Raw genomic sequence first — 26,830 nt, 5'->3', positions numbered from 1 at the left:
TGGCTTAAGCGTCGGCATTCTGCCTTTGCAGATGATTTATTTATTTCAATGCGAAGAAAAACGGTTGAAAAACATCGCCAGAATGATCCAAGCGCCGGATTGCCGAACAATAGGCAAAGCAAAACAAGAAAAATCGGCCAAGAACAGAAAATTCGGATGCATTCATTTCAACGGGGGAAATCAGGCCGGCCATTTGAATCAGCGCTGTTTGGAAAATAAAAAACCGCCTGCTGATTCAGCAGGCGGCTGGATTCCGGATAAACGATGCTCAGGCCGGCTGGGTCGGCGTGGCGCCCTTGACTTCGGTCAGGCGGTTGTCGCCGTCGACAAACACCAGCTTGGGCGAGTGGTTCTTCAGCTCCGCGTCTTCGTATTGGGCGAACGAGGCGATGATCAGCAAATCGCCCGGCGCGGCGCGGCGCGCGGCCGAGCCGTTGACCGAAATCACGCCGGAGCCGCGCTCGGCCTTGATCGCGTAAGTGGCGAAGCGCTCGCCGTTGGTGACGTTCCAGATCTGCACTTCTTCGTATTCGAGAATGTCCGCCGCTTCCAGCAGGTTCTCGTCGATGGCGCAGGATCCAATGTAATGCAGCTCGGCGTGCGTGGTGGTCACGCGGTGGAGCTTGGACTTGAGCATATTGCGTTGCATGACAGCTTCCTTGTCGTTCCGGCTTAGCGGAACACTTCGATATTGTCGATCAGGCGGGTGCGGCCGAGGCGCGCGGCAGCCAGCACCACCAGGCGCTTTTCGCCGGCGTGAGCGATTTCCAGCGTGTCCGCCTGGCGCACTTCCACGTAGTCCACCACCCAGCCGGCGGCGGACAGGTCGTCGCGCGCGGACTGTTCCAGCGCCGCGTAATCCTGGCTGCCGGCCAGCAGGCCGTCGCGGATCGCGGTCAGGTTGCGGTACAGGCGCGGCGCCTCGGCGCGCTCCTCCGCGCTCAGGTAGCCATTGCGCGAGGACAGCGCCAGGCCGTCGGCGGCGCGGCCGGTGTCCACCGGCAGGATTTCAATCGGCGAGTTGAGGTCTTCGACCATCGCCTTGATCACATGCAGCTGCTGGAAGTCCTTCTTGCCGAAGCAGGCCAGGTCCGGCTGCACGATGTTGAACAGCTTGGTCACCACCGTGGCCACGCCGCGGAAGTGGCCGGGGCGGAAGGCGCCGCACAGCTCGTCCTGGATGCGCGGCGGCTCCACGTTGAAGTCCTGCTTGACGCGCGGATACAGCTCGCCTTCGGTCGGGAAGAACAGCGCGTCGACGCCGGCTGCGCGCAGCTTGTCGCAGTCCGCCTCGAAGGTGCGCGGGTAGGCGTCGAAGTCTTCGCCCTGGCCGAACTGCAACCGGTTGACGAAGATGCTGACCACCACTTTGTCCGCCTGGCCGCGGGCGGCTTGCACCAGCGCCAGGTGGCCTTCGTGCAGATTGCCCATGGTGGGCACGAAGGCCAGCTTGCCGGCCTGTTTCCGCCAGGCGCGCATGTCCGCCACGGTACGGATGATTTCCATCGCTTGTTCTCTCCCGGGCTTAGTAGGTGTGTTCCGCGGTCGGGAAGGTCTGTTCCTTCACCGCCTTGACATAGGCTTCGACAGCGCCCTGGATGCTGTCGGCCTCTTCCATGAAGTTCTTGACGAACTTCGCCTTCTTGCCCGGGTACACGCCCAGCATGTCATGCAGCACCAACACCTGGCCGGAAGTATCGACGCCGGCGCCTATGCCTATGGTCGGCGCGGAAATGGCTGCGGTGATTTCCTTGGCCAGCGCCGCCGGCACGCATTCCATCACAATCAGGCTGGCGCCGGCGTCGGACAGCGCCTTGGCGTCGTTGACGATGCGCTGCGCGTCATCGCCGCGGCCTTGCACGCGGTAGCCGCCGAAAGCGTTGACGAACTGCGGGGTCAGGCCGATGTGCGAGCACACCGGAATGCCGCGCTCCACCAGGAAGCGGGTGGTCTCGGCCATGTAGGCGCCGCCTTCCAGCTTCACCATGTGCGCGCCGGCCTGCAGCAGGCGGGCGGCGTGGGCGAAGGCTTGCTGCGGGCTTTCCTGGTAGGCGCCGAAAGTCATGTCGCCCAGGATCAGCGCGTTCTTGCTGCCGCGCGCCACGCAGCGGATGTGGTAGAGCATGTCCGCCTCGCTGACCGGCAGCGTGGAATCCACCCCCTGCATCACCGGGCCCAGCGAGTCGCCGACCAGCAGAATCTCGACCCCCGCCTCGTCCAGCAGACTGGCGAAACTGGCGTCGTAACAGGTCAGCATGGTGATCTTCTGGCCTTCCGCGGCCAACTTGTGCAGGGTATTGACGGTTATTTTCATTTCTCGACTTCCTCGTGTTCCATCTGCGGCGCCCAGGGGGACGATGCAACCGGTCCCCGGTCAGACGCTCTTGTTGAAATAACTGCGCTGGCCGCGCATTTCGGCAATGCAGCGGATCAGTAGATCGAAATCTTCGTCGCCGTCCACCAGGTTCAGATGATCGGTGTTGACGATCAACAGCGGCGACGACTCGTACTGGTGGAAAAACTCGCTATAACCGGCTTGCACGCGCTTCAGATAGCCTTCGGGGAAGTTTACCTCGTACTCCACCGCCCGCGCGGCCACCCTTTGCAGCAAAGTGTCTTCGGACGCCTGCAGATAAATCACCAGGTCCGGCACCGGGTATTCCGGCAAGGCCTGGCGCGCCAGGCGCTGGTACAGCGCCAGCTCGTGCTCGTCCAGGTTCAGCCGCGCGAACAGCGCGTCCTTTTCGAACAGGAAGTCCGACACCAGCGGCGCCGCCATCAGATCGCCCTGCAGCATCTCGCGCGCCATGTCGGCGCGCTGCATCAGGAAGCTCAGCTGGGTGGACAAGGCATGGGCCGGCATATTGCGATAGAAGCGCGGCAGGAAGGGATTGGCCGCCGGGTCTTCCGCCTTCAGCTGCACGCCCCAGTACTGCGCCAGCCGGGCCGCCAGCGAGGATTTCCCCGAGCCTATCGGCCCCTCCACCACCACGTAGCGCAATTGGCTCATATTATTCCTGTTGTTGTCGGGTTCCACGGCTTTCGTCCAGCCGCTCCACGCCGGACGCGTCCAGCGCGGCCGCCAGCGCGGCCACGTCGCCGACGCCCGGCAGCATGCCGGCCGGGGCGATTTCGGCCAGAGGCACCATCACGAAGGCGCGTTCGCGCATGCGCGGGTGCGGCAGGGTCAGCCGCGGCTCGCTCATTATGACGCCATCGTAATGCAGAAGGTCAAGATCCAAGACCCGAGGCGCGTTGCGGAAGCTGCGCTCGCGGCCGAAGCGCTGTTCGATCTCGAAAAGCCTATCCAGCAGCGCCAGCGGCGGCAAATCGGTGTCGAGCAGGGCCACCGCGTTGATGAAATCGGGCTGGTCGGCGTAACCGACCGGCGCGGTGCGGTACAGCGAGGAATGGCGCAGTAGCGTGGCGCCGGCCAAATGGCCAAGGGCCGCGAGCGCGGCCCCGACCTGTTGCGCCGGCTGCTCCAGGTTGCTGCCCAGAGCCACGTAGGCCAGCGTCACTCGGCGCTCTCCCCGCCTCCGGACTCGTCGCGGCGGCGGCTGTTGCTGCGGCGGCGGCGGCGTTTCTTGGCCGGCTCGGCGTCGCCGCCCTGCTCCTTGGCCTCGGCGATCAGGCGCTCGCACTCGTCGGCGTCGGCGCGCTGGAAGCGCTCCCACCAGCTCACCAGTTGCGCCGGCACTTCGCCGGCTTCGCTGCGCAGCGCCAGGAAATCGTAGGCGGCGCGGAAGCGCGGCTGCTCCAGGAAGCGGTACGGCCGGCCGCCGCTGCGGCTGTCGAAGCGCGCCTGCAGCGTCCAGATTTCGCGCATGGTCACGCTGAAACGGCGCGGGATGGCGAAATCGTTGTCCTGTTCGGACTCCACGTCGGAAATGGCGGACAACAGCGCCGGCAGGCTCTTCTCGCCAGCGGCGAGGCGCTGCTGCCAGCCCTGGTTCACCTGGCGCCACAGCAGGGTGGCCAGCAAGAAACCGACCGAAATCGGCTTGTCGGCGCGCAGGCGGGCGTCGGTGCTTTCCAGGCTGAGGCGCAGGAAGGCGTCGTCGTTGCCCTTGTCGTCCATCACCGCGTCCAGCAGCGGGAACACGCCGCGGGCCAGGCCCTCGTCGCGCAGCTTCTTCAGGCAGGCGTAGGCCTGGCCGGACATCAGCAGCTTCAGCATTTCGTCGAACAGGCGCGCCGCCGGCTCTTTCTTCAGCAGATGGGCGTGGGCGCGGATCGGCTTCTTGGTGTCCTCGTCGATCTCGAAGCCCAGCTTGGCGGCCAGGCGCACCGCGCGCAGCATGCGCACCGGGTCTTCCTGATAGCGGCGCGCCGGCTGGCCTATCATCACCAGTTTCTTGGCGTGCAGGTCCTTGACGCCGTTGTGGTAGTCGATGACGGTTTCGTCGGACGGGTCGTAGAACAACGCGTTGACGGTGAAGTCGCGGCGGTGCGCGTCCTCTTCCTGGCTGCCGAAACTGTTGTCGGCCATGATGCGGCCGGTTTCATTGGTGTCGTCCACATTGCCGCCGCGGAAGGTGGTCACCTCTATGGTTTCCGGACCCATCATCACGTGGACGATGCGGAAGCGGCGGCCGATGATGCGGGAGCGGCGGAACAGATGGTGCACCTGCTCCGGCGTGGCGTTGGTGGCCACGTCGAAATCCTTGGGCGACACGCCCAGCATCAGGTCGCGCACCGCGCCGCCCACCACGTAGGCGGCATAGCCGGCTTCCTGCAGCCGGGAGGTGACGCGCAGCGCCGCCTGGCTCAGCTGGTCGCGGCGCACGCCGTGTTGCGGCAACGGGAAGACGCGGGGCTTGTTGCGGCGTTTGCTCATGCCGGCCGGCAGGTCCAGTACTTTTCGGATTAGCTTGCGGATCATGTGGAAGATTGTGACTTGGAATGCTGGATTCGCAAGATTAGGGATTCAAGGCCGCGATTATAGCCCGATTCTTTACGGAAAATACACATCCCCGCCCTCCCGCGCCGCAACTTGTTTCAATCAAGACTGTCGCCCGCCGCGTCCGGGCCAAGCAGATAGCCATCCAGGCATTGCCGCAGATGCGCGCGCAGCGCCACCACCGCCGGCGACAGCATCAGCCGGTGCGGCGTCACCAGGAACAGCGGGGTCTGCTCCGTATCATAGCCGTCCAGCAGCGGCAACAGACGGCCGGCGCGCAGATCGGCCAGCACGTCCAGCCGCGACTTGTAGGCGATGCCGCGTCCGGCCAGCGCCCAGCGGCGCACGATTTCGCCGTCGTCGCTCTGCCAGCGCCCGGCCACCGTCACCGTCTGCCGCTCGCCGCCCTGCGCGAAGCTCCAGCGCTCGTGCACCGCCGCGCCCAGGATGAAGCGCAGGCATTCGCGGCCGCGCAGCTCCTGCGGCGCGGCGGGCGCGCCGTGCCGCGCCAGGTAGTCCGGCGACGCGCACAGCACCCGGCGGTTGTCCGGCGCCAGCGGCAAGGCCACCAGCGCCGAATCCTCCGGCACGCCGTAGCGCAACGCCACGTCCACCGGCTGGCGGTAGAGATCGGCCACCCGGTCGCTGATCTGCAGCTGCAGCCCCAGGCCCGGATGCCGCAGCAGAAAATCGTCCAGCCAGGGCCGCAGCAGATTGCGCCCCAGGTCAGACGGCATCGATAGCGACAGGCTGCCGGACAGCGCCTGCCTATCCTGCGCCAGCGCCACGCTCCCCGCCCGCAGCGCGTCCAGCGCCGCGCGCGCGTGTTCGAGATAGCGCTCCCCCGCCAGCGTCAGCCTCAGGCTGCGGGTGGAGCGCGCCAGCAATTGCGCGCCCACCGCCTGCTCCAGCCGCTTCAGCGCCGCGCTGGCCACCGCCGGACTCAGATCCAGCTGCCGCGCCGCCGCCGACAGGCTGCCGTTGTCCGCGGCGCGGATGAAAACCTGCAAATCATCGGTCCTGACCATTTTTATCAATATTTTTTTGAAACTGATTCGAATTCTAGCTGGATTTAATGGAAATAAAACAGGAATACCATGCAAACCATCACTTGGAGCCGCCATCCCGGCGGCCCCTCAGCCAAGCAAAGGAAACGCGATGAAAGCCGTCGCCTACTATCAGAATCTGCCCATTTCCCATCCGGAAGCGCTGCAAGACGTGCAATTGCCCGAGCCCGTCGTCGGCGAGCACGACCTGCTGGTCGAAGTGAAGGCCATTTCGGTCAACCCGGTGGATGTCAAAGTCCGCGCCAATATGGCGCCGGAAGCCGGCGAGGCCCGCGTGCTGGGCTGGGACGCCGCCGGCGTGGTGAAGGCCGTCGGCAGCCAGGTCAGCCTGTTCCGGCCGGGCGACCGCGTCTGGTACGCCGGCGCGCTGCAGCGGCCCGGCGCCAACAGCGAACTGCACGCGGTGGACGAACGCATCGTCGGCCGCATGCCGGACAGCCTGGATTTCGAAACCGCCGCCGCGTTGCCCCTGACCGCCATCACCGCCTGGGAGCTGCTGTTCGACCGTCTGCAAGTGCTGGCCAACCAACAGCCGTCCGGCAAGAAGCTGCTGGTGGTCGGCGCCGCCGGCGGCGTCGGCTCCATCCTGGTCCAGTTGGCGCGCCGGCTCACCGGCCTCACCGTGATCGGCACCGCCTCGCGCCCGGAAACCCAGGCCTGGGTGGCGGAGCTGGGCGCGCATCATGTGATAGACCACCGCCAGCCGCTGAGCCGGGAGCTCAAACGCATCGGCATCGATCAGGTCGATTACGTGGCCAGCCTGAACCAGACCGACCAGCACTTCGGCGAAATCGTCGAAGCGCTGGCGCCGCAGGGCAAGCTCGCGCTGATCGACGACCCGGCTGCGCTGGACATCTCCCAGCTCAAACGCAAGAGCCTGTCGCTGCACTGGGAGTTCATGTACACCCGCTCGATGTTCACCACCGACGACCAGATCGAGCAGCACAAGCTGCTGACCGAGCTGGCGCGGCTGGTGGACGCCGGCATCGTCAAGAGCACCGTCGCCGAGCGCTTCGGCGCCATCAACGCCGACAACCTGAAGCGCGCCCACGCGCTGCTGGAAAGCCATACCGCCAAGGGCAAGATCGTGCTGTCCGGCTTCTGAACCCCATCGCCGAAAAGGAAAATGCGAAATGATCGTTGAAATCGTCCGTCTGCGCGTCAAGCCGGGCCTATCGCAAGCCTTCGAAACCGCCTGGGCCGAGGCATCCGCCCGCTACCTGCGCCGCCAGCCCGGCTACCAGGCGCACAAGCTGGGCCGCCAGTTGGAAACCGAGCGCGACTACCTGCTGGCAGTGCAGTGGGACAGCCTGGACGCGCACCGCGCCTTCATGGACCATGCCGACTTCCAGCCCTTCGCCCAAAGCTTCTGGCACTTCTTCGACGGCGAGCCGGACCTGATCCACTTCCAGCCGAACCCCGCGCTATGAGCCCGGCCGCCGCCCCGCAAATGACCGCCCTCCTGGCGCGCGTCCGCGCCGCCGGCACGCTGGACATCGCCACCGAAACGCTGGCGCAAGCTCGAGCGGCGGCGGAGGGCCTGCGCCGCTGGCAAGCGCCGCCGGGCTGGATCCGCTGCGCGACGACGGCCTGGATTACGCCGCGGCGCTGCGCGCGGCCGGCGTCGATACCAGCTGCATCCTGTTGTCCGGCCTGACCCACGCCGGCCTGCACCTGAGCGGCGTCGTCGCGCAGGCGCGCCGCCTGACCGATCTGGGCGGCGAAGCCCTGCGCCGGGCGCTGGCGGCCGCCCCTCCCCCCAACGCCACGGAGACGACATGAACCGCCCCCACCTCACCCTGATCACGATAGACCTGTCCTTCCACCACGCCAGCGCCGCGGTGGTGGCCGCCCTGCTGGAAGAGCATGGCGTGGCCGTCAGCGAATGGCGCGTCCCGCACGAACGCGCGTTCGAGCTGCTGCGCAACGGCGAAGGCGATCTGCTGTGCAGCGCCTGGCTGCCAGGCAGCCATGGCGCCTATCTCGCGCCGCTGGAAGACGAAGTGGAAAAGCTGGCTGTGCTCTACACCCCGTACGCGTTGTGGGGCGTGCCCGACTACGTGCCTCAGGAGCAGGTTCCCAGCCTGGCCGACCTGAAAAAGCCGGAAGTGGCCGCCCGCATGCAAAAAACGATACAGGGCATCAACCCCGGCGCCGGCATCAGCCGCTTTTCGCTGGAAATCATCGAGCGCTACCGGCTGGACGAAGCCGGCTATCACTTCCGCCACGGCAGCCTGGACGACTGCGCCACCGCCTTCGAGCGGGCGGTGGCGAACCAGGACTGGGCGGTGGTGCCGCTTTGGCAGCCGCAGTTCCTGCACTGGCGGCACAGCATCCGGGAATTGGCCGACCCCGAAAAGCTGCTGCGCGGCAAGGACGAGGCGACGCTGCTGATCCGCAAGTCCGCGCTGGCGCGCCTGCCGCCGGCCGCAGTCGAGGCGCTGCGCGCGCTGACGCTGGGCAACCCGTCGGTGGTTTGCCTAGACCACCAGATTTCGCGCCAGGGCATGGATCCGCTCCAGGCGGCGCGGCACTGGCTGCAAACCGCCCGCGCGGCCGCCTCCGCCATCAAAGCAACATAGCGGCCGGCCATTCATCAACTCAGTAGACATATGGACGAAATCCATAGAGCATACAGGCTTCAGCCCCATGCCACGGCCATGCGCACCGGCGCAGGGGAAGAGATCAGGAAAGCCGCCGGCCTTTGCCGGCGGGCGGCGTTCCGCAAATCCAGGAGCACGCTGTGTATTCCAAATCGAGTCCAAGCGGCGGCGGACAGCCTGGCGGCATTGCGCGCCGGCTGCCGCCACATCATCTGAAACATGGCGCCGCGGCGCTGGCCGTCGCCATCGCGCTGGCCGGCTGCGCGGTCGGTCCCGACTTCAAGCCGCCCGTCCTGCCATCGGCAGCCAACGGCCCTTATACCGAAGCCCCGCTGCCAGCCAGCACCGTCTCCGCTCGCGGCGAGCATGTCGGCCCCGCCGGCGCCAGCCAGCGGCTGGCCAATGGCCAGGATCTGCCGGAGCAATGGTGGACGCTGTTCCGCTCCGACTCGCTCGATCAACTGATCCGCGCCGCGCTGGAGCACAACCCGACGCTGGACGCGGCCCAGGCCTCGCTGGCGCTGGCGCGCGAAAACTACAACGCCGCCGCCGGCACCGCCTATTACCCGGCAGTCAACGCCCAGCTGGGCGGCGGCCGCCAGCGCGCCATCCTGACCGGCACCAGCCCCAGCGAGTTCAACGTCTACAACGCCACCGTCAACGTGTCCTACACGCTAGACCTGTTCGGCGGCGAGCGCCGCCAGCTGGAAAGCCTGATGGCGGCCACGGACTACCAGCGCTTCCAGACCGAAGCCGCCTACCAGACCCTGATCGCCAACGTGGTGACCACCGCGGTGCAGGAAGCCTCGCTGCGCGGCCAGCTGGAAGCCACGCGCGAGCTGCTGAAGGCGCAGGAAGAGCAGCTGCGCATCGTCGACAAGCAGGTCGCGCTGGGCGCGCAGCCGCGCGCGGCCGCGCTGACCCAGGGCACGCTGGTGGCGCAGACCCGCGCCCTGCTGCCGCCGTTGGACAAGGCGCTGGCGCAAACCCGCCACCAGCTGGCGGTGTTCGTCGGCCGCTTCCCCGGCGAAGGCGGCCTGCCGGAATTCCACCTCGACTCCTTGCGGCTGCCGGCCGAGCTGCCGGTATCGCTGCCGTCCGACCTGGCGAAGCAAAGGCCGGACATCCGCGCCAGCGAGGCGCTGCTGCACCAGGCCAGCGCCAATGTCGGCGTGGCCACCGCCAACCAGTATCCGCAAATCACCCTCAGCGGCAATTACGGCACCCAGCACACCGTTCTGCCAGGCATGGACTTGGGCAACACGCTGTGGGGCCTCTCCGCCGGCCTGACCCAGCCGCTGTTCAACGGCGGCGCACTCAGCGCCAAGCGCCGCGGCGCAGAAGCCGCCTACCGCCAGGCGGAGGCCCAGTACCGCTCCACCGTGCTGAAGGCCTTCCAGAACGTGGCCGACAGCCTGCGCGCGGTGGATGCCGACGCGCTGGCGCTGAAAGCCCAGGCCGACGCCGAAACCCAGGCGCGCGAATCGCTGCAGGTGCACACCCGCCAGTACCAGCTGGGCGGCATCAGCTACCTGTCGCTGCTGGACGCGCAGCGCAGCTATCAGCAGGCGCGGATCGGCCTGATCCAGGCCCAGGCCGCCCGCTACAACGACACCGCGGCGCTGTTCCTGGCGCTGGGCGGCGGCTGGTGGCGCCACCCCGCCGCCGACGGCCAGGGGGCCGGGGGCTGAGCGGCGGACAAAGCACGCATCGCGCAGGCCGGCGCAACCGCGGCGGCCTGCGCCAACACAATCCGAATTGCCATATAGAGAAAACGAATCATGACCAAGCGAATGTTGATCATGCTGGGCTGCGTAGTGCTGCTGGTAGCGGCGCTGGGCGTGGGCTTTTTCCTCCACATCCAGAAACTGATCGCCAGCTCGCCCAAGCCCGGGCCGCAGACGGTGTCCACCACCATCGCCAAAACTCAGGAATGGCAGCCGCAACTGGGCTCGGTGGGCACCCTCACCGCCGTCCACGGCGTGGACATCAGCAGCGAAGTGGCCGGCCAGGTGCGCGAGATCGCCTTCAAGTCCGGCCAGGACGTCAGGGCCGGCGAGGTGCTGGTGCAGCTGAACGCCGACGCTGACGTCGCGCAGCTGCGCTCGCTGCAGGCGGCGGCCGAGCTGTCCGCCACCACGCTGAAGCGCGACCGCGCCCAGTTGGCGGTGCAGGGCGTCAGCCAGGCCCAGGTGGACGCCGACGAGGCCGATTTGAAGAGCAAGAAGGCCCTGGTGGCGCAACAGGCGGCGCTGGTGGCGAAAAAGACCATCCGCGCGCCGTTCGCCGGCCGGCTGGGCATCACCACCGTCAACCCGGGCCAGTTCCTCAACCCCGGCGACAAGATCGTCACCCTGCAGACCATAGACCCGGTCTATGTCGACTTCAACCTGCCGCAGCGCCAGATCGGCCAAGTGCGGATCGGCCAGAGCGTGTCGCTGAAGAGCGATGCCTTCGGCAACGAGCTGTTCCACGGCAAGATCAACGCCATCAGCCCCAAGATCGACCCGGCCACCCGCAACGTGCAGGTGGAGGCCACCATCGCCAACCCCAAGCGCAAGCTGCTGCCGGGCATGTTCGCCAACACCACCATAGACGTGGGCAGCAAGCAGAAGCACCTGACGCTGCCGCAGACCGCGATCACCTACAACCCGTACGGTTCGACGGTGTTCATCGTCAAGGCCGGCAAGAACGGCCCCGAGGCGCAGCAGGCCTTCGTCACCACCGGCGACACCCGCGGCGACCAGGTGGCCATCCTCTCCGGCCTGAAGGAAGGCCAGGAAGTGGTGACCAGCGGCCAGCTGAAACTGAAGACCGGCACGCCGATCGCCGTCAACAATTCGGTGCAGCCGGCCGATAGCCCGAACCCGACGCCGCAAGAACACTGAGGCCGCGCCATGAACTTTACCGATATCTTCATCCGACGGCCGGTGCTGGCCACCACGGTGAGCCTGCTCATCGTGGTGCTGGGCCTGCGCTCGTTGTTCGGCCTGCCGGTCAACCAGTATCCGCGCACGCAAAACGCGGTGGTGACCATCTCCACCGCCTATTACGGCGCCGACGCCAAGACCGTGGCCGGCTTCATCACCCAGCCGCTGGAATCCGCCATCGCCCAGGCGCAGGGCATAGACTACCTGTCGTCCACCAGCACCAGCGGCGTGTCCACCATCACCGCCACGCTGCGGCTGAACTATGACGCAAACCGCGCGCTGACCGAGATCAACACCCAGGTCAACTCGGTGAAGAACCAGCTGCCGGCCCAAGCGCAGCAGCCGGTGCTGACGGTGCAGACCGGCCAGACCACCGACGCGATGTACATGGGCTTCTACAGCGACACGCTTCCGACCAACAACGTCACCGACTACCTGGTGCGGGTGGTCAAGCCCAAGCTGGACTCGGTGCCGGGGGTTCAGACGGCGGAAATCCTGGGCGCGCGCCAGTTCGCGCTGCGCGCCTGGCTGGATTCGGCCAAGATGGCGGCGCACGGCGTCACCGCGGCCGACGTCAGCGCCGCCCTGGCCAACAACAACACGCTGACCGCGCTGGGCGCCAGCAAGGGCCAGATGGTGACCATCCCGCTGACCGCCGCCACCGACCTGCACTCGGTCGACGAATTCAAGCAGCTGGCGGTCAAGCGCAACGGCGACGCCATCGTGCGGCTGGAAGACGTGGCCACCGTGACGCTGGGTTCGGAAAACTATGACTTCAACGTCGCGTTCAGCGGCGTGCGCTCGGTGTTCATCGGCATCAAGGTGGCGCCGGAGGCCAACATCCTGGATGTGGCCGAACGCGTGCGCACGGTGTTCCCGTCCATCCAGCAGCAGCTGCCCACCGGCCTGACCGGCCAGATCGTCTACGACTCCACCGACTTCATCAACACCTCCATCCACGAGGTGGTGAAGACGCTGCTGGAGGCGCTGGTGATCGTGACCGTGGTGATCTTCCTGTTCCTCGGCAGCTTCCGCGCGGTGGTGGTGCCGGTGATCGCGATGCCGCTGTCGCTGATCGGCACCTTCTTCATCATGCTGATGCTGGGCTACTCGATCAACCTGCTGACGCTGCTGGCGCTGGTGCTGGCCATCGGCCTGGTGGTGGACGACGCCATCATCGTGGTGGAAAACGTCGACCGCCACATGCGCGAGGGCAAGACGCCGCTCGAAGCCGCCATCATCGCCGCGCGCGAGCTGGGCGGCCCGATTCTGGCGATGACGGTGGTGCTGGTGGCGGTGTACGTGCCGATCGGCTTCCAGGGCGGCCTGACCGGCGCGCTGTTCACCGAATTCGCCTTCACGCTGGCCGCCTCGGTCACCGTGTCCGGCGTGGTGGCGCTGACGCTGTCGCCGATGATGTGTTCGCGCTTCTTCAAGTCGGACATGGACAACAGCCCCTTCGTCCACGCCATCGACCGCACCTTCGAACGCGTGCGCCACCGCTACCAGCGCATCCTGCGCAGCCTGCTGCAGACCTGGCCGGTGCTGATCGTGATGGGCGTGATCCTGATCGCGCTCTTGGGCCTGATGTTCAAGATGTCGAAGTCGGAGCTGGCGCCGGAAGAGGACCAGGGCATCGTGCTGTCGCAGGTGGTGGGCGCGCCCACCGCCACCGCCGACCAGATGCAGGCCTACGCCGACCAAGTGTTCCAGGTGGGCAAGAGCATGCCGGAATACAAGCAGATGTTCCAGATCACCGGCGTGCCCACCACCAACGCCGGCATCGGCGGCGTGCTGTTCAAGGAATGGGACCAGCGCAAGCGCAGCGCGCATGAAATCCAGCTGGACCTGCAGGCGCGCTGGAACAAGATCGCCGGCGCGCGCGTGGCGGCCTTCCAGTTCCCCGCCCTGCCCGGCGCGTCCGGCCTGCCGGTGCAGTTCGTCATCACCACCACCGAGCCGTTCGAGAACCTGAACCAGGTGGCGCAGCAGGTGATGGACAAGGCGCGCGCCTCCGGCAAGTTCTACTTCGTCGACGCCGACCTGAAAATCGACAAGCCGCAGGCGACGGTGGTAGTGGACCGCGACAAGATCACCGCGCTGGGCCTGACCCAACAGGACGTCGGCAACTCGCTGTCTGCGGCGCTGGGCGGCGGCTACGTCAACTACTTCTCGATCGACGGCCGCTCCTACAAGGTGATTCCGCAGGTGCTGCAAACCGACCGGCTGAATCCATCCCAGCTGCTGGATTACTACATCAAGACGCCGAACAGCGGCGTGATCCCGGTGGGCACCGTGGCCAAGCTGAAATACGACGTGGTGCCGGAGTCGATCACCCGCTTCCAGCAGCTCAATTCGGTGACCATCTCCGGCGTGGCCGGCGTGTCGCAGGGCGAAGTGCTGCAGTTCATGCGCGATACCGTGCAGCAGGTCGCGCCCAGCGGTTACACCGTCGACTACTCCGGCCAGTCGCGCCAGTTCATGCAGGAGTCCGGCGGCTTCCTGGTGACGATGATGTTCGCGGTGATCATCGTGTTCCTGGCGCTGGCGGCGCTGTTCGAAAGCTTCCGCGACCCGGTGGTGATCCTGGTGTCGGTGCCGCTGGCGCTGTTCGGCGCGATGATCTTCATCTTCCTCGGTTTCTCCTCGCTCAACATCTACACCGAGGTGGGGCTGGTGACGCTGATGGGCCTGATCAGCAAGCACGGCATCCTGATCGTGGAAGTGGCCAACGAGCTGCGCAAGACCGGCTTGTCCAAGCAGGACGCCATCGAGCAGGCTGCCGCCATCCGGCTGCGCCCGATCCTGATGACCACCGCCGCGATGGTGTTCGGCGTGATTCCGCTGGTGATCGCCTCCGGTGCCGGCGCCGCCGGCCGCTACGCGATGGGCCTGGTGATCTTCACCGGCCTGTCCATCGGCACGCTGTTCACGCTGTTCGTGGTGCCGGCGATGTATATGTTCCTGGCCTCCAAACGCGAAACCGCCGTGGAAACCGCCGGCGACGCCGCGCTGGAAAACCAGCCGCGCTAAGCCAGCCGCGCCATTCGCGCCGGGCGGCTCCTTTGGGAGCCGCCCGTTTTCATTTGCGCCGCCACCGGGCTAGGCCAGACAGAATTCGCGCACCAACGCCACCAGTTCATCCGGCCGCTCCAGAAAAGCGGCGTGGCCGCTGTCGATTTCGACGCAGCGGCTGCCCGGGATCAGCTGATGCAGCCCACGCGTCTGGTAAGGCGGCACCAGGTAATCCTGGCGGCACGCCACCACCAGCGTCGGCGCCGCGATCGTCCGCGCCGCTTGGCGGATATCGATGCGCAGGCCCAGTTCGACACGGCGCGCCGTGTCGGGCGGCATGGGCTGGCGCAGCAAGGCGTCGATGCTGTCGCCGCCAAACCGGGTCAGCGCGGCCGGGCTGACCGCGAGCGCGAAGGCATAGCGGTTGCAAAGCTCGGCGTCCGCCGCCAGAAGCCGCCGCCAGCCTTCAAACACCATCTGGTGGCGGGCATCGCCGCTGTCCGCCCAGCCGGCCACCAGGATCAGGCGCCGCACCCGGTCCGGGTGCCGCGCCGCGACGGCGGCCGCCACCACCGCGCCCAGCGAATCGCCCAACAGATCGACCGGCTCGTCCGCAGCATGGCGGATCACCGCCGCGACCTGCTCTACCAAAATGTCCAACGTCAGTTCGCCGTCCGGCAGAGTGGAGCCGCCGCAACCGCCGTAATTGGGCATGACCACCTGGCAGTGGTCGGCGAAACGTTCCGCCACTTGGCCGAAATTGCCCTGCGCATCGACGCTGGTGCCGTGCAACAGAACCAAAGGCCGGCCAACGCCGCTGCAGGTATAATTGACCGAAGCGCCGGCCGCCTGAATGGTGATGCTCATGCGAAACCCCTTTGCCAGAACCAAGCTGGCCGGCGCGGAGAAGGCGCGCAGCAGCCAACATGCCATTACCACACGCACCGGCCGCCAAATTATTCCAAATGACTCAATCATTGCGCCATGCTCCGCCAAAATCGCATTCCCGGACGGGGCAGTCATGACGCTGGCCCGCGCTGCTGCATCGCCCGGCCGGCGGCGCAGCCCGAAATCTGCCGCAGGCGCGGCAAGCAAAGCGAAAAAATGAAACAGACCATGGAAGCGCGCCGCGTCAGCGGCCTGATTCTGGCCGGCGGCCAGGGCATGCGGATGGGCGGGCAGGACAAGGGCTGGCTGGAACTGGTCGGCGCGCCGCTGGTCGAGCTGACGCTGGCGCGGCTGCGGCCGCAATTGGCAAACGGAGAGTTGCTGATCAGCGCCAACCGCAACCTGGAACGCTATGCCGCGCTGGCCCGCGCGCTGCCGGACGCGCCGGAGTTCGCCGGCTGCGGGCCGTTGGCCGGCCTGGAAGCCGGCTTGGCGGCTTGCGCGGCCCCCTGGCTGGTGGCGGTTCCCTGCGACCTGCCTTTCCTGCCCGCCGACCTGGCCTCGCGGCTGCTGGCGCCGCTGCTGCGCGGGGAGGCCAGTCTGAGCGCGGCCAGCTGCGCCGGCCGGCAGCACCCGGCCTGCATGGCTTTGTCGGTGGAGCTGCTGGAGGATCTGCGCGCCTATCTGCGCGCCGACGGCCGCAAGGTCAGGGAATGGCAGGCCCGCGTCGGCGCGCTGCAGATAGATTTCGACGACGCGCCCGAGGCCTTTCGCAATCTCAATACCCCGGACGATCTGGCCGCGGCGGAAGCCTACGCCAGCCAGTGGCGCCAGTCGTAATAGGCGACCCTGTCGCCATCGGCCAGTTGCCGGTCCGCCGGCAGCCTGGCCAAGCCCGACGATCCCGGCAGCGCGCTGATAATGCCGGCGGCCTGGCGGCCATGCGGATGCAGCCGCGCGTCGCTTTCCAGCCGCACCCGCAGGAAGTCCTCTCGGCCGCAGTCCTTGCGCTGCGCGCCGCTGGCCAGGGGCAATTGGCCCACCGGCGGGAAGCATTCGCCGCGCCCCTGCATCCGCCGCATCAACGGCGTCACCAGCAAGGCGAACACCACGTAGGCCGAAACCGGGTTGCCGGGCAGGCACACCACCGGCGTCGCGCCCAGCCGGGCCAGCGCCACCGGCTTGCCGGGCTTCATCCTCACCTTCCATAAATCCAGCTCCGCCCCCAATCCGGCCAGCACCGGCTTGACCAGGTCGCGCTCGCCCACCGACACCCCGCCGACGCTCAGCACCAGGTCGCATTCGCGCGCCAGCTCGACGAAGGCCTGGCGCAGCTCGTCCTCGACGTCGCGGGCATGCCGCCGCGCCGCCACCCGCGCGCCCATGCCGGCCGCCAGCGCCGCCAGCATCGCGCCGTTGCTGTTGTAGATCTGCTGCGGCGCGCGCGCCTCGCCCGGCGCGACCAGCTCGTCGCCTGAAGTCAGGATGCCCACCTTCAGGCGCGGGAACACCGGGACTTCGGCCATCCCTTGCGACGCCAGCAAGGCGATATGGCCGGGCCCCAGCACGCAGCCGGCCTCCAGCAGGATCGCGCCCGCCGCCACATCCTCGCCGCGGCGGCGGATATGCTGGCCCGGCAGCGGCGGGCGGCTGATCGTCACCATGCCGTCGGCCTCTTCCGCGTCCTCCTGCATCGCCACCGCGTCGGCGCCGTCCGGCAGCAGGCTGCCGGTGAACAAGCGGATAGCCTGGCCGGGCAGCAAGGCCTCTGGCGCCTGGCCGGCATAGCAACGCTGCTGCACCGGCAGCGCCACGCCCGGCGCGGCGTCGGCGCAACGCAATGCGTAGCCGTCCATCGCGCTGTTGTCGGCCGGCGGCATGTCCAGCGCCGCCGTCAGCGTCCGTGCCAGCACCCGGCCCGCCGCTTCGTCCAATCGCACGGTTTCGGTCCCCGTCAACGGCGGCGCGTAATCGGCCAGGTAGCGCTGGGCATCCTCGAATGCCAACATCAGCTCTCCTCCTTGACGCGGAAGGCGCTGGCGAAATTGCAGGGCTGGTGGCGGCTGTCCAGCTGCTCGCGCAGTATCTTGTCCCAGGCCAGCTCGCACGCCCGCTCCGCCCCCGGCAGGCAGAAGATCAGCGTGCGGTTGGCGAAACCGGCCAGCGCGCGCGACTGCAGCGCCGAACTGCCGACCTGCGCCAGCGAGAAATGGCGGTACAGCTCGCCGAAGCCGTCTATCTCCTTGTCCAGCAGCGGCAGCACCGCCTCCGGCGCCGAGTTGCGCGGCGAGAAGCCGGTGCCGCCGCTGGTGAGGATCACCTGCACCTCGTCCTCGGCTATCCATTCGCTGAGCACGCGGCGGATCTGGTAGATATTGTCGGCGACGATGCCGCGCCGGGCGCAGACATGGCCGTCCTGGCTCAGTTTTTCCGCCAGCAGGTCGCCGGCGCCGTCGTTGTCCAGGGTGCGGCGGTCGCTGATGGTCAGCACCGCGCAGCGCAGCGAAACCGCTTGTTCGTCATGCATTTCGATGACCTTTCTGTAAGTGCCTCCGGACCTCAGCCCGCGGTGTATTCGACAAAGCCGTTCTTGCGGCAGAAGCTGGCCAGCGACATTCCGGCCTGGCGCGCGATGTCCACCGCCAGCGAGGTGGGCGCGGAAATGGTGGCCAACAGCGGAATGCCCATCCTGGCCGCCTTGCGCGCCAACTCGTAGCTGGCGCGGCTGGACATGAACACGAAGCCCTCATCCAGCGCCGCGCCCTGCAGCGCCAGATGGCCGATCAGCTTGTCCATCGCATTATGGCGGCCCACATCCTCGAACGCCCGCAGCACCGCGCCGTCCGGCCCGCACCAGGCCGCCGCGTGCACGCCGCCGGTGGCGCGCATCAGCCGCTGATGCTCGGGCAACTCGCGCGCGGCGCGGGCGATGATGTCGGCGCGGGCGATTATCCGCCGCGCCGCGGCGATCGGCGTCGGCGCCAGGTCGAGCAAGGCCAGGCTCTCGATGCCGCAGACGCCGCAGCCGCTGCGGCCTTCCAGCGAGCGCCGCCTCTCCTTCAAACCCAAAAAAGCCGGCTGGGCGATCTCCAGCCTCACCTCGGCGCCGCTGGCGAAAAACTCGGCCTCGACGTCGAAGATCTCGCCGCGCCGCGCCACGATGCCCTCGGTCAGCGCGAAGCCCACCGCCAGCGCCTCCAGGTCGCATGGCGTGGCCATCATCACCGCGTGGGAAATGCCGTTGAACACCAGCGCCACCGGCGTTTCCTCCGCCACCCGGTCCGCGTCGGCGCGCTGCCCGCCGTCTTCCTGATGGCGCGTCACCGCGCATTGAATGAAACCGTCGCCCTCGCCCATTGGCTGCTCCCGCATATCGCCCTCTCCCGCCATCCCGCCACCGGCGCGCGCCGGCATTTCCGCCGCGCCGCAATCCGCCTACACTACACCGCCTGCCACCTCCGACCGACGAACCATGACCCAGCCCTCGTCCGATCAGCTCGACCCCGCCATCGCCGCCCTGCTGGCGCAGCTATGGCGCGCCGCCCAATCCGGCGGGCCGGCCTGGTCGCTGCCGCGGCTGTGCAAACAGTCCGGCCTGCGCATGAGCACGCTGCGGCGCAGCCTGACCTTGCTCGCCGAACTGGAGCTGGCCGCCATCGAGCTGTACGCCGACGGCCGCGGCCGCGCCTGGCTCAGCGACGACGGCCTGGCCTTGTGCCGCCAGCTGTTCGAGCCCGGCGACGAAGGCTGACATTATCCCCCCCTGCCGAACGGGGCGCCAGCCGCCGCGCCGGAAACTCCCACCAAAGCGGCCGCATGCTTTATCCTTGCATCCCGACGCGGGGCGCCGCCCCGCCCTTAACCCACCCGCCGCAGGAGCCTGTTTCAGCATGGACCATTCCAAGACCAAGGGACGAATCGAACCCTACGCGCCGCCGGCCGGCGGCCTCGGTTCGCTGAAAAGCACCACCGTCGCCCTGGTCAAGGAAAAGGTGCCGGGCAGCCGCTACAAGACGCTGTTCCATCAGAACCAGCCCGACGGCTTCGACTGCCCGGGCTGCGCCTGGCCCGACCGCGAACACACCTCCACCTTCGAATTCTGCGAAAACGGCGTCAAGGCGGTGGCGGCGGAAGCCACCGGCAAGAGGATAGGCGCCGACTTCTTCGCCCGCCACACGGTGACGGCGCTGCTGGAACAGTCGGACTACGAACTGGAGCAGCATGGCCGGCTGACCGAACCACTGGCCTACGACGCCGCCAGCGACCGCTACCTGCCCATCTCCTGGGACGACGCCTTCGCGCTGACGGCGCGCCACCTGCGGGCGCTGCCGGACCCCAACCAGGCCTCGTTCTACACCTCCGGCCGCACCAGCAACGAAACCGCCTACCTGTTCCAGCTGTTCGTGCGCATGTTCGGCACCAATAATTTTCCGGACTGCTCCAACCTGTGCCATGAATCCACCAGCCGCGCCTTGCCGGCCACGGTGGGTGTGGGCAAGGCCACGGTGATCCTCGACGATTTCGAGCACGCCGACACCATCCTGGTATTCGGCCAGAACCCGGCCACCAACCATCCTCGCATGCTGAACGAGCTGCGCGAATGCGCGAAGCGCGGCGCGGCCATCGTCTCCATCAACCCGCTGAAGGAACGCGGCCTGGAGCGCTTCGCCAGCCCGCAGCATCCGCTGGACATGGTGGGCGGCGGCGTCGCCATCAGCTCGATGTTCATCCGCCCGACCCTGGGCGGCGACTTCGCGCTGATCAAGGGCGTGGCCAAGCGGGTGCTGGAGCTGGACGACGAGGCCGTGGCCGCCGGCGGCGAGCGGGTGCTGGATGCCGGCTTCCTCGCCGAGCATTGCAGCGGCTTCGACGCCTTCGCCGCCGACTTGCGCGCCGAAAGCTGGCCGGCGCTGGCGGCCGATTCCGGCGTGCCCTGGAGCGACATCGACGCGCTGGCCCGGCTGTACGCGCGCGGCAAGGCGGTGATCGCCACTTGGGGCATGGGGCTGACCCAGCACAAGAATTCGGTGGCGGCGATACAGATGCTGTCCAACCTGATGATGATGCGCGGCAATATCGGCAAGCGCGGCGCCGGCCTATGCCCGGTGCGCGGCCACTCCAACGTGCAGGGCGACCGCACCGTCGGCATCGAGGACAAGCCAACCCCGGCCTTCCTCGACCGGCTGCGCGACGTCTACGGCTTTGAGCCGCCGCGCCATCACGGCCTGGACGCCGTCGACACCATCGCCGCGATGCGCGACGGACGGGTGAAGGTATTCGTCGGCCTGGGCGGCAATTTCGCGATGGCCACGCCGGACACCCCGCTCACCTTCGCCGCGCTGCGCAACTGCGCGCTGACGGTGCAGATCTCCACCAAGCTCAACCGCAGCCACCTGATCCACGGCAAGGACGCGCTGATCCTGCCGACGCTGGGCCGCACCGAGATAGACCTGCAGAAAAGCGGCCCGCAGGGCGTGACGGTGGAGGACTCGATGTGCATGGTGCATCTGTCCTACGGCATCAACCCGCCGGCCTCGCGCGAACTGCGCTCCGAAACCGCCATCGTCGCCGGCATCGCGCAGGCGACGCTGGGCGGCGGCAAAGTGGACTGGCTGAGCTTCGTCGACGACTACGCCAAAATCCGCGACGAGATCGCCAAGGTGCTGGACGCCTTCCGCGACTTCAACGCCCGCGTGGCGAAGCCGGGCGGCTTCCACCTCACGCCCGCCTCGCGCGAGCGGCGCTGGCTGACCCCGGCCGGCAAGGCGCAGTTCATCGTCCACGCGCTGGAGCGCGACACCCCCATCCAGCGCGCCCGCGCCCGCCACGGCGACCAACTGATGGTGCTGATGACCGCGCGTTCGCACGACCAGTACAACACCACCATCTACGCGATGGACGACCGCTACCGCGGCGTCTACGGCCAGCGCCGGGTGCTGTTCATCCACCGCGACGACCTGGCGCGGCTGGGTTTTTCCGCCGGCGAGCGGGTGGACCTGTTCACAGTCTGGGACGACGACGTGGAGCGCCGCGCCGACGGTTTCCTGCTGGTGGAATACGATATTCCGCGCGGCTGCCTGGGCGCCTACTTCCCGGAAACCAATCCGCTGATCCCGCTAGACAGCGTGGCCGACGTCTCCAACACCCCCACCTCCAAATCGGTGCCGGTGCTCCTGCGCCGCGCCGCCGGCTGAGCGCCCGCGCGACCGGCCCTCAGCCGGCCGCCACCAGGCCGCGGACGATCGCTATCGCGTCGCCGAACTGCAGGCGCTGCACGCAGGCGGCCGCCTGGCGCACCCGCGCCTCGCTGTCGCCCAGCTCCAACGCCAGCAATTCTTCGATCAGGTCTATCACCGCCAGATTGTGGTCTTCCAGCAGCGCCAGCACATCCCGCAGCCGGTCCCGCTCCAGCGCGAGCGCGCCGGACGCCGGCGCGCTCCGCGCTTCGGCCGGCAGCGACGCCGCCAGCTGGCCGGCGCTGCTGTCGGCCAGCCGCTCCAGTTCGCGCAGCCGGTCGGCCAGCGCCGTTGCCGCCAGCCGCCCCGGATTGCCGGCCTTCACCAGCCGCGACAGCTCCTGCGCCTGCCGATTCAGCGCCGTCGCTCCCATGGTCGCCGCCACGCCCTTGAGCGCATGCAGGCTGACCAGCAAGCCGGGCCAGGCGCCTTTGTCCACCTGCCGCTCCATATCAGCCAGCAGCCTTTCGCACTCCGGACGGAAAGTCGCCAGCGCCGCGCGGTATACCTTGAGCTTGTTGCCGAAGCGGCGCAGCCGCGAAGGCAGCGCCTCTATCGCCGGCCCATCGTCGCTCCCGCCGTCTTCGCCTTCCCCGCCGGTCATCTGCGTATTACGCGCCTGCCAGCCGGCCAGCGCCTGCAGCTTGGCCACCAGTTCGTCTATGTCTATCGGCTTGCCGACATGGTCGTCCATGCCGGCGGCCAGGCATTCGTCGCGGTCGGCCCGGGAGGCGTTGGCCGTCATCGCCAGTATCGGCAGCGCCTGGCAGCGCGGATCGGCGCGCAGGCGGCGCGTCGCCTCCAGGCCGTCGATATCGGGCATCTGCACGTCCATGATCACCACGTCGTAAAGCGGATCGGCGGCGCTGGCCAGCGCCACCCCCTGCAGGCCTCCCTCCGCCAGCGCGACCTCGGCGCCTTCGTCGCGCAGCAATTCCATCGCGACCTGCCGATTCAAGGCGTTGTCCTCCACCAGCAGCAGGCGCAACCCGGCCAGCCGCCTCGGCGCGGCCGGCGGCATCGCCTCGCACAAATCGTTATCCGCGCCCGCCACCGCGCGGCGAATGGCGTCCACCAGCTGCTGCGGCGTCACCGGCTTGGTCAGCACGTCGCAGAACGGTGCCTGCGGCTGCTGGGCGATGCCCGCCAGCACCTCGCGGCCGAAGGCTGTGACCATCACGATCACCGGCGAATGGTTGGGCGCGGCCTGCTGCCGCATGCGCCTGGCCGTTTCCACGCCGTCCAGCCCCGGCATGCGCCAGTCCATCAACACCACGTCGTAGCGCCAGCCGCCGGCGATGGCCGCGCGCGCCAACGCTATCGCCTCTTCGCCGCCATTGGCGTAATCGGCATGCCAGCCCACCAAGGACAAGGTGTCGAGCAGGATCTCCCCGGCCAGCGCATTGTCGTCCACCACCAGCACCCGCAGGCCATCCCCCGGCCAACTGGCCGCCAGCGCCGCGCCCCCGCTCAAGCCGAAGGCCAGCTCGAACCAGAAGCGGCTGCCCTCGCCGGGCCGGCTCTCCACCTGCAGGCGGCCGCCCATCAGCTCGATCAGCCCCTTGCTGATCACCAAGCCCAGCCCGGTGCCGCCGAACCGTCGGGAGGTGGAGGCTTCCGCCTGGGAGAAGCCTTCGAAAATGCGGTTCAATTGCTCGGCGCTGATGCCGATGCCGCTGTCCAGAATCTCGAACCGCAGCACGACGTCGCGCTCGCCGCGCCGCGTCGCCGACAGGCTGACCACCACCTGTCCCGCCACGGTGAACTTCAGCGCGTTGCCGGCCAGGTTGATCAGGATCTGCTGCAGGCGCAGCCGGTCGCCATACAGCATGGAAGGCAGGGTCGGATCCATCCGGAACAGCACTTCCACATTGCGGTCGCCGTGATTGCCCGACAGCACCACCGCCAGATCGCGCATCAGGCTTTCCAGGTCGAAGGGGTGCGGGTCCAGCTGCAGCTTGCCGGCGTCGATCTTGGAGAAATCGAGGATGTCGTTGAGCAGGCCCAGCAAAGAGCGGGCCGCCGCCTGGGTTTTTTCGACGTAGTCGCGCTGGCGCCCGTCCAGCCCCGTGCGCTGCAGCAGCTGCAGCAGACCCAGCACCGCGTTCATCGGCGTGCGGATCTCATGGCTCATATTGGCCAGGAACTGGCCTTTGGCGATGCTGGCCTGCTCCGCCTGCCGCTTGGCCTCCAGCAAGGTGGCTTCGTAGGCCTGGCGCTCGGTGACGTCCTCGCAAATGCCGGTGAAGCGCAGCGCGCGCCCGTCGCCGTCGCGCTCGATCCGCGCGCCGGCCTGCAACTGGCGCACCTCGCCGTTAGGACGCACCACGCGGAAGGCGGCGTCATAGGCCCCGCCTTCCGCCGCCGCCGCCATCATGCCTGCCTCCATCCGCCGCGCGTCGTCGGGATGGAGCCGCTCCAGCCAGCTCCGGTACTCCAGTTCCTGCCGCGCCGGCTCCGGTTGCGGCGCCAGGCCGTGGATTTCGAACATCCTGTGGTTCCAGTTGAGCATGCCGTCCGCCGGCACCCAGCTCCACACGCCCAGCTGCGCGACATCCGCCGCCATTTGCAGCTGGTCGCGCGCCACTGTCAGTTCCTGCTGCTGCTGCAGCTGGGCGGTAATGTCGACGGCGATGCCCAGATAGCCGTTGATCCGCCCCTCGTCGTCGCGCATGGTGGTCACCACCAGCGATATCTTCAGTTGCGAGCCATCCTTGCGCAGATAGGTCCATTGGCTATGATCAGCGCCCAGGATTTCCGATTCATGGACGAAAATGCGGAAGCCTTCGATAGGCTGGCCGTAACGCTCGCTCAACTCCCGTCCGCGGGCGGCGATCTCCTCCGCCGGATGGAAGCGTCCCGGCGTGCTGACGCCGACCAGCTCCTCCGCGCGATAGCCCAGCATGCGCTCGGCGCCGCGGTTGAACAGGGTGATGACGCCGTCGACGTCGGTGGCGATGATGGAAATCTCCGACGCCGCGCCCAGCACATCGCTCAGCAGGCGATTGACCCGGCCCAGCTCGGCGTCGGCGCGCCGCCGCTCGGTGGTGTCTATGCTCAACGCCACGCAGCGGCCCAGGCTGCCATCGGCGCCCAGCTGCGGCGCGATCACGGTGTCCAGCCAGCGCAGGCCGCCGTCGCTGGCGCGGTTGCACATTTCGCCGCGCCAGGCCTCGCCGCGGCGCAGCGCATCCGATAACGCCGACCAGAACGCCGGCGTCTGCCCGCCGCCGTCCAGCCATTGCAGATCCCGGCCCAGCAGCGCCTCGCGCGCGTAGCCGTGGCTGCGGCAGAACAGATCGTTGACCTCCAGCAGCCGGCCGTCGGCGCCGGTCACCGAGTACAGGAGTTGGCGATTGATGGTGCTCAGCAGCAAGTCCACCTCCTGGCGCGCGCGCGCCTGGCGGTCGCGGCTTTCCACCAGTTCGGACACGTCGTGCACCACCGCGTAGAAACCTTGCACTTCGCCGTCGACGATATCCGGCAGATAGTGGGTCAGCGCGTCGCGCACCCGGCCGTCCGGCCCGGGAATCCGCCGCTCGAAGGTTTGCGGTTCGCCGCGCAGCGCCGCCTCGATGTAAGGCTGGTTAGCGCGGTAAAGCTCCGCTCCCAGCAACTCGCGCAATGACAGGCCCGGCAGGCTGTCGGCGGCCACCCCGAACCAATCCAGGTAAGCCCGGTTCGCCACCCGGTTGATCTGGCCGCGGTCCCAATAGCCGATCAGCGACGGCACCGCGTCCACCACCGTCCGCAGGGTATGCCTGGCCTTGCCCAGCTCGGCGCCGCGTTCGGCCACCAGCTCCTCCAGGTGGCTGTTCAGGCTGTGCAGCTGCGCCTCCACCTGCTTTTGCCGGCTGATGTCCCGCACCGAGGTGGACGCTCCGGCCACCTCGCCGGCGGCGTCGCGCACCGGCGAGATGGAAACCGACACGTCCACCAGGCTGCCGTCCTTGCGCCGCCAGCGGGTTGCGAAATGCTCGACCGGCTCGCCCCTGCCGACCCGCGCCAGGATGTCCTCCACCTGGGACTGCCGCTCCTGAGGCACCACCAGCCCCGCCAGCGGCCGGCCTATGGCTTCCGCGGCGGAAAAACCCAGCATCCGCTCCGCGCTGCGGTTCCAGTCGGTGATCACGCCCGCCAGCGTCTTGCCGATGATGGCGTCGGCCGAGTTCTCGACGATGGTGGCCAGCCGCGCCTGGGTGGCCGCCAGCTGCATCCGCCGCTGGTGGCTGCGCTGCCAGATGAAAGCCAACAGCGCGCCGAGCAGGCTCAGAAACGCGCCGGCCAGGCCGGCCGCCGCCGGCCGCGGCTGCTGCAGCCGGGCGGCGAAGCCAGGATATGCGCGCAGCGTCAGCTGCCAGCGCCGCCCCAGCACCAACTGGTATTCGGAATAGCTCGCCAGCGCTTGCCCGGCCGGCGCCGCGCTGGCGTACACCGCGATCGGCCGGGCCGGGTCGGTGACATCGTTCAGTTCCACCCGCACGCCGCCTTGCTCCTGCTCCAGTCCTCCCATCACGGTTTTCATGTGCAGGGGAACGCTCACCCAGCCGTAGCCTTGCTCCATTCTGGCGGCGCCGGTGGCGGGCACCACGCCGCCGCGATAGACCGCAAGCAGAACCACAAAAGCCGGATCCTGGGCCAGCGAACGCTGCACCAGCTTGATCGGCGCAGTCATCGTCATCTGGCCGCTGCGCAGCGCCTGCTCCGCGGTGGCGCGGCGATTGGGCTCCGAGGCAATGTCCAGACCGACCGCGCGCAGATTGCCCAGCTCCGGCTGGATGTAGGCCACGACATCGCGCTCGCCCTGATGCGGCTGCAACTGCCAGATGCGGAAATCGGACATGCCCTCGCGCCGCATCCGGCGCTCGAACGCCGCGCTTTGCCGCAGAGGCACCCTGAGGATGTAACCAAAGCCCTGCGCCCCAGGGAATTCGGCCGCGATGTCGCGCCCCTCGCTGTAATCGCGGAAACGTTCGCGGCTGAGGCCGCGCTCGCCCGCCGCCATGGCCACCCCGCGCATCGCCTTCAGGCCGAACTGATAGCGCAGCACCCGGTACGCCACCTGCCTGGCCATCCGCTGCGTCGCGCTCCGCACCGCCAGTTGGACATCGGCGTCGTTCTGGCGCGCCAATTGCCAGGATACCAGGGCGCTCAATCCCAGCCCTGCCAGCAAGGCCAGCAAGGACCA

At 67.9% G+C, this 26,830-nt stretch carries 24 protein-coding genes; 12 read left to right on the top strand and 12 right to left on the bottom strand.

The window, feature by feature from the left end; translation table 11 throughout:
• Window positions 1–268: 268 nt before the first annotated feature.
• The 7 genes from panD to MY55_RS04580 all read right to left on the bottom strand — a co-directional run bounded on the left by panD (window position 269) and on the right by MY55_RS04580 (window position 5,931).
• On the bottom strand, window positions 269–649 hold the full coding sequence (gene panD / locus MY55_RS04610; protein ID WP_043573938.1) for an aspartate 1-decarboxylase: 381 nt from the start codon (window positions 647–649) through the stop codon (window positions 269–271).
• A gap of 23 nt (window positions 650–672) precedes the next feature.
• On the bottom strand, window positions 673–1,506 hold the full coding sequence (gene panC, locus MY55_RS04605; RefSeq protein ID WP_043573942.1) for a pantoate--beta-alanine ligase: 834 nt from the start codon (window positions 1,504–1,506) through the stop codon (window positions 673–675).
• A 19-nt stretch (window positions 1,507–1,525) separates the two neighbouring features.
• Window positions 1,526–2,314 (bottom strand): 3-methyl-2-oxobutanoate hydroxymethyltransferase, encoded by a 789-nt coding sequence (panB, locus tag MY55_RS04600; RefSeq protein ID WP_043573944.1) that lies wholly within the window; start codon window positions 2,312–2,314, stop codon window positions 1,526–1,528.
• Between the two features lie 60 nt (window positions 2,315–2,374).
• On the bottom strand, window positions 2,375–3,010 hold the full coding sequence (locus MY55_RS04595; RefSeq protein WP_043573946.1) for a deoxynucleoside kinase: 636 nt from the start codon (window positions 3,008–3,010) through the stop codon (window positions 2,375–2,377).
• Window position 3,011: 1 nt separating this feature from the next.
• The gene (gene folK / locus MY55_RS04590) at window positions 3,012–3,521 is read right to left on the bottom strand and encodes a 2-amino-4-hydroxy-6-hydroxymethyldihydropteridine diphosphokinase (protein WP_043573948.1); all 510 of its coding nucleotides are present in this window, start codon (window positions 3,519–3,521) and stop codon (window positions 3,012–3,014) included.
• Entirely contained in the window at window positions 3,518–4,885 is a 1,368-nt protein-coding gene (gene pcnB, locus MY55_RS04585) for a polynucleotide adenylyltransferase PcnB (protein WP_047238235.1), read from the bottom strand. Before pcnB ends, folK begins: the two co-directional genes overlap by 4 nt.
• Before the next feature lie 116 nt (window positions 4,886–5,001).
• Complete coding sequence (locus MY55_RS04580; RefSeq protein ID WP_047238236.1) at window positions 5,002–5,931, bottom strand: LysR family transcriptional regulator; 930 nt, start codon at window positions 5,929–5,931, stop codon at window positions 5,002–5,004.
• Window positions 5,932–6,061: 130 nt separating this feature from the next.
• On the opposite strand from MY55_RS04580, the gene MY55_RS04575 reads away from it, so the two are divergent.
• The 8 genes from MY55_RS04575 (at window position 6,062) to MY55_RS04545 (ending at window position 14,536) form a co-directional block, all read left to right on the top strand.
• Window positions 6,062–7,075, top strand: a complete 1,014-nt coding sequence (locus MY55_RS04575) for a zinc-binding alcohol dehydrogenase family protein (RefSeq protein ID WP_047238237.1) — start codon at window positions 6,062–6,064, stop codon at window positions 7,073–7,075.
• A gap of 28 nt (window positions 7,076–7,103) precedes the next feature.
• The gene (locus tag MY55_RS04570; RefSeq protein WP_043573955.1) at window positions 7,104–7,400 is read left to right on the top strand and encodes an antibiotic biosynthesis monooxygenase family protein; all 297 of its coding nucleotides are present in this window, start codon (window positions 7,104–7,106) and stop codon (window positions 7,398–7,400) included.
• A 20-nt stretch (window positions 7,401–7,420) separates the two neighbouring features.
• Window positions 7,421–7,627 (top strand): hypothetical protein, encoded by a 207-nt coding sequence (locus MY55_RS24215; RefSeq protein ID WP_244270650.1) that lies wholly within the window; start codon window positions 7,421–7,423, stop codon window positions 7,625–7,627.
• Entirely contained in the window at window positions 7,537–7,752 is a 216-nt protein-coding gene (locus tag MY55_RS24575; RefSeq protein ID WP_373566564.1) for a hypothetical protein, read from the top strand. Before MY55_RS24215 ends, MY55_RS24575 begins: the two co-directional genes overlap by 91 nt.
• Window positions 7,749–8,552 (top strand): glycine betaine ABC transporter substrate-binding protein, encoded by an 804-nt coding sequence (locus tag MY55_RS04560; RefSeq protein ID WP_065202033.1) that lies wholly within the window; start codon window positions 7,749–7,751, stop codon window positions 8,550–8,552. Before MY55_RS24575 ends, MY55_RS04560 begins: the two co-directional genes overlap by 4 nt.
• 161 nt (window positions 8,553–8,713) lie before the next feature.
• Window positions 8,714–10,264, top strand: coding sequence for an efflux transporter outer membrane subunit (locus MY55_RS04555; protein ID WP_065202090.1), 1,551 nt, complete (start codon window positions 8,714–8,716; stop codon window positions 10,262–10,264).
• Between the two features lie 90 nt (window positions 10,265–10,354).
• Complete coding sequence (locus tag MY55_RS04550) at window positions 10,355–11,461, top strand: efflux RND transporter periplasmic adaptor subunit (RefSeq protein ID WP_065202032.1); 1,107 nt, start codon at window positions 10,355–10,357, stop codon at window positions 11,459–11,461.
• A 9-nt stretch (window positions 11,462–11,470) separates the two neighbouring features.
• Window positions 11,471–14,536: an efflux RND transporter permease subunit gene (locus MY55_RS04545; protein ID WP_043573965.1), complete on the top strand. Its 3,066-nt coding sequence runs from the start codon at window positions 11,471–11,473 to the stop codon at window positions 14,534–14,536.
• Window positions 14,537–14,605: 69 nt separating this feature from the next.
• Here MY55_RS04545 and MY55_RS04540 read toward each other — a convergent pair whose 3' ends face one another.
• Complete coding sequence (locus MY55_RS04540) at window positions 14,606–15,385, bottom strand: alpha/beta fold hydrolase (RefSeq protein WP_052257994.1); 780 nt, start codon at window positions 15,383–15,385, stop codon at window positions 14,606–14,608.
• On the opposite strand from MY55_RS04540, the gene MY55_RS23290 reads away from it, so the two are divergent.
• Together MY55_RS23290 and mobA are read left to right on the top strand one after the other, a co-directional pair.
• Window positions 15,384–15,626, top strand: a complete 243-nt coding sequence (locus MY55_RS23290; protein WP_157889258.1) for a hypothetical protein — start codon at window positions 15,384–15,386, stop codon at window positions 15,624–15,626. The genes MY55_RS04540 and MY55_RS23290 overlap by 2 nt on opposite strands.
• Entirely contained in the window at window positions 15,623–16,246 is a 624-nt protein-coding gene (gene mobA / locus MY55_RS04535) for a molybdenum cofactor guanylyltransferase MobA (protein WP_208856020.1), read from the top strand. Before MY55_RS23290 ends, mobA begins: the two co-directional genes overlap by 4 nt.
• Here mobA and MY55_RS04530 read toward each other — a convergent pair.
• From MY55_RS04530 to fdhD, 3 genes are read right to left on the bottom strand one after another with little or no spacing between them, the layout of a single operon-like run.
• Window positions 16,219–17,415: a molybdopterin molybdotransferase MoeA gene (locus MY55_RS04530; RefSeq protein ID WP_065202031.1), complete on the bottom strand. Its 1,197-nt coding sequence runs from the start codon at window positions 17,413–17,415 to the stop codon at window positions 16,219–16,221. The genes mobA and MY55_RS04530 overlap by 28 nt on opposite strands.
• Window positions 17,415–17,933 carry a molybdenum cofactor biosynthesis protein B gene (moaB, locus tag MY55_RS04525; protein ID WP_065202030.1) on the bottom strand — a complete coding sequence of 173 codons (519 nt, stop codon included), beginning with the start codon at window positions 17,931–17,933 and terminating at the stop codon, window positions 17,415–17,417. The genes MY55_RS04530 and moaB overlap by 1 nt, the downstream gene beginning before the upstream one ends.
• A gap of 32 nt (window positions 17,934–17,965) precedes the next feature.
• Window positions 17,966–18,778 carry a formate dehydrogenase accessory sulfurtransferase FdhD gene (gene fdhD / locus MY55_RS04520; protein ID WP_047244475.1) on the bottom strand — a complete coding sequence of 271 codons (813 nt, stop codon included), beginning with the start codon at window positions 18,776–18,778 and terminating at the stop codon, window positions 17,966–17,968.
• 100 nt (window positions 18,779–18,878) lie between these two features.
• Here fdhD and MY55_RS04515 point away from each other — a divergent pair, with 100 nt between their 5' ends.
• Together MY55_RS04515 and MY55_RS04510 are read left to right on the top strand one after the other, a co-directional pair.
• The gene (locus tag MY55_RS04515; protein ID WP_065202029.1) at window positions 18,879–19,157 is read left to right on the top strand and encodes a hypothetical protein; all 279 of its coding nucleotides are present in this window, start codon (window positions 18,879–18,881) and stop codon (window positions 19,155–19,157) included.
• 139 nt (window positions 19,158–19,296) lie between these two features.
• Window positions 19,297–21,600 carry an FdhF/YdeP family oxidoreductase gene (locus MY55_RS04510; protein WP_065202028.1) on the top strand — a complete coding sequence of 768 codons (2,304 nt, stop codon included), beginning with the start codon at window positions 19,297–19,299 and terminating at the stop codon, window positions 21,598–21,600.
• 19 nt (window positions 21,601–21,619) lie between these two features.
• Here MY55_RS04510 and MY55_RS04505 read toward each other — a convergent pair whose 3' ends face one another.
• The gene (locus tag MY55_RS04505) at window positions 21,620–26,797 is read right to left on the bottom strand and encodes a PAS domain S-box protein (RefSeq protein WP_167595284.1); all 5,178 of its coding nucleotides are present in this window, start codon (window positions 26,795–26,797) and stop codon (window positions 21,620–21,622) included.
• Between the last annotated feature and the right edge of the window lie 33 nt (window positions 26,798–26,830).

The sequence above is a fragment of the Chromobacterium subtsugae genome (genome assembly GCF_001676875.1).
In the GTDB taxonomy this organism is placed as follows: domain Bacteria; phylum Pseudomonadota; class Gammaproteobacteria; order Burkholderiales; family Chromobacteriaceae; genus Chromobacterium; species Chromobacterium subtsugae.
The sequence above is the reverse complement of the archived record's forward strand: the minus strand, read 5'-3'. Positions and strand labels throughout refer to the sequence as shown.